The following is a 7,269-nucleotide window of genomic DNA, read 5'->3' on the forward strand; positions in this document are numbered from 1 at the left end:
CGCGCCCGCGCTGGTGCTCATCATCGGCGTCGTGCTGTTCCCCGCGGGCGTCATGTTCTACAACTCGACGCGGGACATCTCGCTGTCCGGGCTCGACAAGGGCTCCGTCGGGTTCGACAACTTCGTGACCGTGTTCACGTTCGCCGAGTTCTGGCCGATCTTCTTCCGCACGATCGTCTGGGTCGTGTCGGTCGTGCTGTTCACGGTCGTGATCTCGCTGGGGCTCGCGCAGATCCTCAACAAGGCGTTCCCGGGACGCCAGCTCGTGCGCATGGCCGTCATCGTGCCGTGGGCGGCCTCGGTCGTGATGACGACCATGGTGTTCTACTACAGTCTGGAGCCGTACTTCGGCATCTTCAACAAGTTCCTGTACGACATCGGGCTCTCCGATGATGCGGTCGGCTACGGCTGGACCAAGAACCCGGAGACCGCGTTCGCCTGGTCCATCGTGATCGCCGTGTTCGTGTCGCTGCCGTTCACGACCTACACGATCCTCGCCGGCCTCCAGGCGGTCCCCGCCGACGCGCTCGAGGCCGCGAAGATGGACGGCGCCGGGGCCGCACGCACCTACTTCTCGATCGTGCTGCCGCAGCTGCGCAGCGCTCTCGCGGTCGCCATCCTGATCAACATCATCAACGTGTTCAACTCGCTGCCGATCCTGAAGGTGATGACCGGGTCGATCCCCGGCTACGGCGCCGACACGATCATGACCCTGATCTTCAAGTACATCGAACTGCAGAAGAAGGTCGACGTGGCGAGCGCACTCTCGGTCGTCGCCTTCCTGATCGTGATCGTGATCGTCGCGGCGTACGTCAAGATCGTCAAGCCCATGAAGGAGGTCTGATCATGACCGTGACCGAGACCGCCCTCGTGACCACCGCCGACTCGCACGGCCGCCGCACGCCCCCGCTTTCCGGCCGCAAGCGCCGCTACACGGCCGACCAGGTGTCGCTGCCCCGCGTGATCCTCCGCACCGCCGCCGGGTTCCTCGTGCTGGCGATCTTCGTGCTGCCGTACCTCATCATGTTCTTCGGCTCCGTGAAGACGAAGGCGCAGATCCGCTCGGTCGACCCCACCTACCTGCCGACCGAGTGGCACTGGGAGAACTACATCTCGATGTGGTCCACCCCCGAGACGCCGCTGCCGTACAACCTCGTCTCCACGATCATCATCGCGGTGTTCGCGACGCTGCTCGTGCTGCTCGTGTCGCTGCCTGCCGCGTACTACACGGCGCGGTTCAAGTTCCCCGGGCGCATGGTCTTCCTGTTCCTCGTGATCGTGACGCAGATGCTGCAGCCCGCCGTGCTCACCTCGGGCCTGTTCCGGCAGTTCACGACGCTCGGTCTCGGCGACACCTGGGCGGCGATGATCTTCATCAACGCCGCGTTCAACCTGTCGTTCGCGGTGTGGATCATGCACTCCTTCTTCGCCGGCATCCCCAAGGAGGTCGACGAGGCCGCGCAGATCGACGGCGCCGGGCGGCTCACGGTCCTGTTCCGCATCAATCTGCCCCTGGTGTGGCCGGGCATCGTGACCGCGATCGTGTTCACGTTCGTGGCCTGCTGGAACGAGTTCGCCGCGTCGCTCGTGATCCTCTCGACCGACAAGAACCAGCCGCTCTCGGTGGCGCTGACGAAGTTCGTCGGTCAGTACGAGACCAGCTGGCAGTACGTGTTCGGCGTGTCGATCGTCGCGATCCTGCCCGTGATCATCCTGTTCATGCTGATCGAGAAGCGCCTTGTGGGTGGCCTCACCGCCGGCAGCGTGAAGTAGCCCGCTCGCCGCGACCGGATCGGCTCGCGTCGTGAAGGACTTCACACGAACGGCAGGACCCGTTCCCCGAAACTCTCCTTCAAGTCGTGAGAACTCCTTCGCCCCGCGCGCGGCCGAGGAGCCGCGGACGGGGACACCCAATCGCGGAACCACGGAGCCGCGGACAGGGACGGCGCGCGTCGCGAAGGACTTCACACGAACGGAAGGACCCATTCGCTGAAACTCTCCTTCAAGTCGTGAGAACTCCTTCGTGTCGCGCGCGGCCGAGGAGCCGCGGACGGGGACACCCAATCGCGGAACCACGGAGCCGCGGACGGGGCCGGCACGCGTCGCGAAGGACTTCACACGAACGGAAGGCCCCATTCGCCGAAACTCTCCTTCAACTCTTGAGAACTCCTTCGACACGGGAGGGCGGGGAGGGCGGGGCGAGGCGTGCGAAGTCCTTCGTGTCGCGCGAGTCGCGCGGGCGACGGCAGCGTCAGGTCGAGGCGGCGCGGAGTTGGGCGGGGCTCCAGCGCACGCCGAGCACCGCGGTGAGCGCGGCCTGAGCGGCGCCGGCAGACGGAGGCACGCGCGGGTCGGCGTAGCGGATGGGCACCTGCAGCGTTCCGCGTGCCGGGTAGTCGGTCTCCGCGCGCACGCGCTCCAGGAACCGCGGACCGAGCTCCGTCGCCGGACCGCCGATCACCACCTCGATCGGGTCGAGCAGCGCGCTGATGAGTTTCACGGCACGAGCCAGCGCCCTGGCCCCTTCGTCGATCTGCCCCTGGTCGGCACGGGCGACAAGGGCGCGGATCGCCCCCACGTCGAGCGCGTCGGTGAACTCCTCGCCCAGCATGGGCCCGAGCGCGGCGGCCGACTCGAGGCAGCCGCGCTGCCCGCAGCGACAGGGCCGAGCGGCCTCCCCGAACACCACCTGCACGTGTCCGATCTCGCCCGCACGGTCGCGGGGCCCCGGTGCGAGCTCGCCGTCGAGGGTGACCGCGGCGCCGATGCCTCCGCCACTGTGCAGGAAGAGGCGGTATCCGGACGGCGACTCGTCCATCCCCGCCTCCGCGATGGCCTCGGCGTCGACGTCGTTCACCAGCAGCACCGGGGCGTCGACGATCGCCTCGAAGCGCTCCGCGAGAGGTACGTCTCGCCACTCCAGCTGCACGCTCTCCAGCACCGAGCGGCCGTCGGTCGTGCCCGGCAGCTGCACGCCCACGGCCAGGAGCCGCCCGGCGAACCGTTCGGCGACACCGCCGACCGTCTCGTCGAGCACGCGGTCGCGGGTCCCCGACGTGTACGTCACGGTGGCGCTCTCCAGCGTCGAGCCGTCGAGCGCGACGAGGGCGACGAGGGCGCTGAGCGGCTGCACCACGAGGACGAGGATCAGGTGGTGGCTCGCGTCGATGCTGAGCGTGGTGGCGCGCTTGCCGCCCGTGCTCACCGCCTGTTCGCCCTCAGCCACCAGACGGCTGTCGATCAGCTCGGCGACGAGGGACGATGCGGTCGCGGCGGTCAGGCCGGTGGCCCTGGCGATCCCGGCCCTGGTCTGGGTTCCGGAGGCCTGGAACACGAGTTGCAGCGCTCGTCGGAGGTTCGCGCGCCGGACGGCGGCCTGCGTGTCCAGCGCGTCGTCGGTGGTGAACATTGGTCCGTTCCTTTGGGGACGAGGATCGGCGATTGACAGGTCGAACGGCGCTCCGTACGCTCGAGCCAGTTAGTTTATTCATTAAACTTAGTCAGCCCGCGCGTCGATCGGGAGGAGCACCGTGCGCTATCCCCAGATCCTAGAGCGCCCCGGCGACCGGACACGAGCCTCGCAGGCCGCACCCCCCACCCACGCGCGCGCGATCCGCGAACGCAACCGCGCCCTGGTACTGCGCACGCTCATGGAGCACTCCGCAGCCAGCCGGGCCGATCTCGCGCGCCTCACCGGGCTCGCGCGACCCACGATCTCCGAGGTCGTGCGCGACCTCCTCGGCGACGGCGTGATCCGCGAGAGCGGCCCGAGCCAGGACGCCCGCCCCGGCAAGCCCGCCGTGATGCTGGAGTTCGACCAGCGGGCCGTGCAGGTCATCGCGCTCGACCTCAGCGTCCCCGGAGAGGTCACCGGCGCCCTCGCCACCCCGGACGGCCGTCTCGACCATCGCCGAACCCGCCTGCTCGACACCGAGCCGGTCGCCGGGATCGCCGCCGTCGCCGACGAGCTGGCGCAGCTCGCGACCAGTCCGCCGCTCGGCATCGGCATCGGCGCCCCCACCGGAGCACCCGCCCTCCTCGGGCTCGGCGAGCGTCTCGCCGCCGTGGTCGACGCGCCGGTCCACGTCCACGACGACGCCGACCTGGTGGCCGACGCCGCGCAGCGGTTCGGTACGGTCGGCACCGACTTCCTCCTGGTGCGGATCGGCACCCGCATCGGCACCGCGATCCGCGTGGTCGGCGACGACGGCACCCCGGTCGAGCGATCGATCGGCGCGCGGGAACTCGCGCACGTCGTGGCGGGCGGCGACCCGGGCGACGCGTGTCTCTGCGGGCGCGAGGGCTGCGTGCACGCCTGGGCCTCGGTGCCCGCGCTGAACCGACGGCTCGACGCGGCAGGTGCCGACCGGGCCGCGGTGCTCGCGGCCGCCGGTGCACGCCTGGGCACCTCGCTGTCGGTGATCGCCGCCGCGGTCGACCTGCCGACGATCCTGCTGAGCGGCCCTCCCGAGATCGTGACGAGCGCCTTCGTCGAGGCGACGGCCACCGCGGTGCGCGCCGCCTCGCACCCCTCGCTGGGCCCTGCCGTGTCGTCGAGCAGCCTCGACGATGCCGTGCTCCGCGGTGCTGCCGCTCGTGTCGTGGCCGGCGCGTTCACGCCTCGCTGAGCCCGCGCCTGCCAGACTCGATGCGGGCGGGGATCGGTGTCCCCGCGGAAGCGACACCGTACCCGGGAGGAAACCGCATGAAGGCACTCGTGATCGGCGCGACCGGCAGCATCGGCGGCGTGGTGGCAGCGACGCTCGAGGAGCGGGGGCACGACGTCGTCCGCGCCTCGCGTTCGGGCGCCCAGAGCGTGGACGTGACGGACCCGGAGTCGATCCGCTCGCTGTTCGCACGGCTCGGCTCGGTCGATGCGGTCGTCGTCGCCGTGGGCTCCGTGCCCTTCAAGCCGCTCACCGCGCTCGCCCGCGACGACTTCCTGGCCGCTTTCACGGGGAAGACCCTCGCACAGCTCGACGTGGTCCGCGAGGCCCTGGGCCACGTGAGCGACGGCGGGTCGATCACGCTGACGAGCGGTGTGCTCGCGCGGGAGCCGATCGCCACCGGCGCCGCGGCAGCGATGGCGAACGGCGCCTTGGAGTCGTTCGTGCTGACCGCCGCCGCGGAGGCGCCGCGCGGCATCCGCATCAACGCCGTCTCCCCGGACGTGCTGGAGAACTCACCCGGCTACTTCTCGGCCTTCCCCGGACACCGTCCCGTGACGGATGCCGAAGTCGGCCGGGCGTATGTGCGCGCGGTCGAAGGTGTCGTCACCGGGCGAGTCCTCGCCGTCTGAACGGCGCCGACGGACGGCGGTGTGCGCCGGATCCGCACGGCGGGCGGACGGCGGTGTGCCCCGGCGGACGGCGGTGTCCCCCGGACGGACGGAGGCGTGCCCCGGACCCGGGCGGCGATGTGCCGCGGGCGGCGATGTGCCGCGGGCGGACGGCGGCGTGCGCCAGTTCCGGACGGCGACGATGTACGCCGGCCGCGGGCGGCGATGTGCGGCGGGCGGACGGCGGTGTGCCCCGGGTCCGGACGGGCGGGCGAACGCACACGCTGCGGGCGAGTGCGACTCCCGCGGTCAGCGGCTCTCGGCGGCCTCGGTGTGGTGGCGGATGACCTCGGCGACCACGAAGTTGAACCACTTCTCCGCGAACTCCGGATCCAAGTGGGCCTCCTCCGCAAGCGCCCGCAGCCGCGCGACCTGCTGCTCCTCGCGGTTCGGATCCGACGGCGGCATGGCGTGCGCGGCCTTCAGGTGCCCGACCTGCTGCGTGGCCCGGAACCGCTCGGCCAGCATGAAGATCAGCGCCGCGTCGATGTTGTCGATGGTGGCGCGGAGTCGGAGCAGTTCGGCCTTCGGATCCTCAGCGGCGGTCATGCCCCTACTCTAGAGCCGCGGATCGCCCCGACCGGGCGAGGGGTGCCCGCTATCGTGAGCACATGAGCAACGACGAGTCGCCGGCACCCGCCCCTCACGACGACGCGCTCCCCCGCCCGGCCGTCGACACCCCCGAGCCCGTGGACGCCGTACTTCCCGGCGCCCCCGCCGACGGCACCCCCGAGCCCCGGGACGCCCCACTCCCCGGCGACCCCGCCGACGGTACCCCCGAGCCCGTGGACGCCGCACTTCCCGGCGCCCCCGCCGCCGCCTCCGCCTCCGCACCCGGAGCCTCCTCCGCCGCCGCCGATCACGGCACCGCCTCCCGGCCGGTGGCCCTCGAGCCCACGACCCCGAGCCGCTCGTTCTGGACCCGGATCGACCGGCCCTTCGTGTTCGGCTTCCTGGTGACGCTGGGCGCCCTCGGCGCGATCGTGATCGGCTTCGCGCTGTCGAACCTGTCCACCGTCCTGATCTACATCGCCCTCGCGCTGTTCGGCGCACTGGGGCTCGACCCCGCCGTGCGATTCCTGGAGCGCCGCGGACTCTCGCGCGCCATCGCCGTGGTGATCACGATCCTCGCCCTGATCGTCGCGGTCGCGCTGGTGCTGTGGATGATCGTGCCGATCGTCGTGCAGCAGATCGCCGGCTTCGTGAACTCGGTGCCCGGCATGATCAAGGACTTCCAAGGGACCGACCTCTACAAGACGCTGAACGCGCAGTTCGGCGATCAGTTCCAGGACCTCGTCGGGGAGGTGCAGAAGTTCCTCTCCGACTTCGGCAACCTCGCCACGATCGGCGGCGGAGCCCTGCAGGTCGGCGCCTCGATCGCGACGGGCATCTCCGGGGCCATCGTCGTGCTCGTGCTGACGCTGTACTTCCTCGCGACGCTGCCCGCCATGAAGCAGGGCCTGCTGCGCCTCGTCCCCGCCCGCGACCGGGCACGGGCCGGAGACATCTCGGAGCAGATCACGGACTCGGTCGGCGGCTACGTGATGGGCATGGTCGTGCTGGCGTTCTGCAACGCGATGCTCGCGCTGATCCTGTACTCGGTGCTCGGCCTGCCGTTCCCGCCGCTGATGGCCGCCATCGCCTTCTGCGTCACCCTGATCCCGCTGGTCGGCTCCGTGCTGTTCTGGATCATCGGCACGGGCCTCGCGCTGTTCACGAACCCGATCGCCGCACTGGTCTTCGCCGCGATCTACCTCGTCTACATGCAGATCGAAGCCTATGTGCTCACCCCGCGCGTCATGAATCGGGCGGTGGCCGTGCCCGGCTCGCTCGTGGTGATCGGCGCCCTCGCCGGCGGCACCCTGCTGGGCCTGCTCGGCGCGCTCGTCGCGGTGCCGGTGACGGCCTCGATCCTCATCATCGTGAAGCAG

The 7,269-nt window shown here is 70.6% G+C and carries 7 protein-coding genes; 5 read left to right on the forward strand and 2 right to left on the reverse strand.

The features are described from left to right. Together M3C17_RS18475 and M3C17_RS18480 are read left to right on the forward strand one after the other, a co-directional pair. Nucleotides 1–844, forward strand: an 844-nt coding sequence (locus M3C17_RS18475) for a carbohydrate ABC transporter permease (RefSeq protein ID WP_259979519.1), incomplete at its 5' end; no start/stop codon positions are given. Between the two features lie 2 nt (nucleotides 845–846). Beyond that, nucleotides 847–1,773 (forward strand): carbohydrate ABC transporter permease, encoded by a 927-nt coding sequence (locus M3C17_RS18480; RefSeq protein ID WP_259979520.1) that lies wholly within the window; start codon nucleotides 847–849, stop codon nucleotides 1,771–1,773. Between the two features lie 478 nt (nucleotides 1,774–2,251). On the opposite strand, the gene M3C17_RS18485 is transcribed toward M3C17_RS18480, so the two are convergent. Continuing rightward, the gene (locus M3C17_RS18485; protein ID WP_259979521.1) at nucleotides 2,252–3,409 is read right to left on the reverse strand and encodes an ROK family protein; all 1,158 of its coding nucleotides are present in this window, start codon (nucleotides 3,407–3,409) and stop codon (nucleotides 2,252–2,254) included. 121 nt (nucleotides 3,410–3,530) lie between these two features. Between M3C17_RS18485 and M3C17_RS18490 the strand changes: the two genes are divergently transcribed. Continuing rightward, nucleotides 3,531–4,628, forward strand: a complete 1,098-nt coding sequence (locus M3C17_RS18490) for an ROK family protein (protein WP_259979522.1) — start codon at nucleotides 3,531–3,533, stop codon at nucleotides 4,626–4,628. 77 nt (nucleotides 4,629–4,705) lie between these two features. Beyond that, nucleotides 4,706–5,299: a short chain dehydrogenase gene (locus M3C17_RS18495; protein WP_259979523.1), complete on the forward strand. Its 594-nt coding sequence runs from the start codon at nucleotides 4,706–4,708 to the stop codon at nucleotides 5,297–5,299. Nucleotides 5,300–5,587: 288 nt separating this feature from the next. Here M3C17_RS18495 and M3C17_RS18500 read toward each other — a convergent pair whose 3' ends face one another. Continuing rightward, nucleotides 5,588–5,887 (reverse strand): chorismate mutase, encoded by a 300-nt coding sequence (locus M3C17_RS18500; protein ID WP_259979524.1) that lies wholly within the window; start codon nucleotides 5,885–5,887, stop codon nucleotides 5,588–5,590. Nucleotides 5,888–5,949: 62 nt separating this feature from the next. On the opposite strand from M3C17_RS18500, the gene M3C17_RS18505 reads away from it, so the two are divergent. Then, a partial coding sequence (locus M3C17_RS18505; RefSeq protein ID WP_259979525.1) for an AI-2E family transporter occupies nucleotides 5,950–7,269 on the forward strand: 1,320 nt, incomplete at its 3' end.

The organism is Microbacterium sp. p3-SID336 (assembly GCF_025143365.1).
Taxonomy (GTDB): Bacteria; Actinomycetota; Actinomycetes; order Actinomycetales; family Microbacteriaceae; genus Microbacterium.

Coding starts and splice junctions, on each gene's coding strand:
- M3C17_RS18500 (WP_259979524.1), bottom strand. CDS start 5,887: ATGACCGCCGCTGAGGATCCGAAGGCCGAACTGCTCCGACTCCGCGCC.
- M3C17_RS18495 (WP_259979523.1), top strand. CDS start 4,706: ATGAAGGCACTCGTGATCGGCGCGACCGGCAGCATCGGCGGCGTGGTG.
- M3C17_RS18480 (WP_259979520.1), top strand. CDS start 847: ATGACCGTGACCGAGACCGCCCTCGTGACCACCGCCGACTCGCACGGC.
- M3C17_RS18485 (WP_259979521.1), bottom strand. CDS start 3,409: ATGTTCACCACCGACGACGCGCTGGACACGCAGGCCGCCGTCCGGCGC.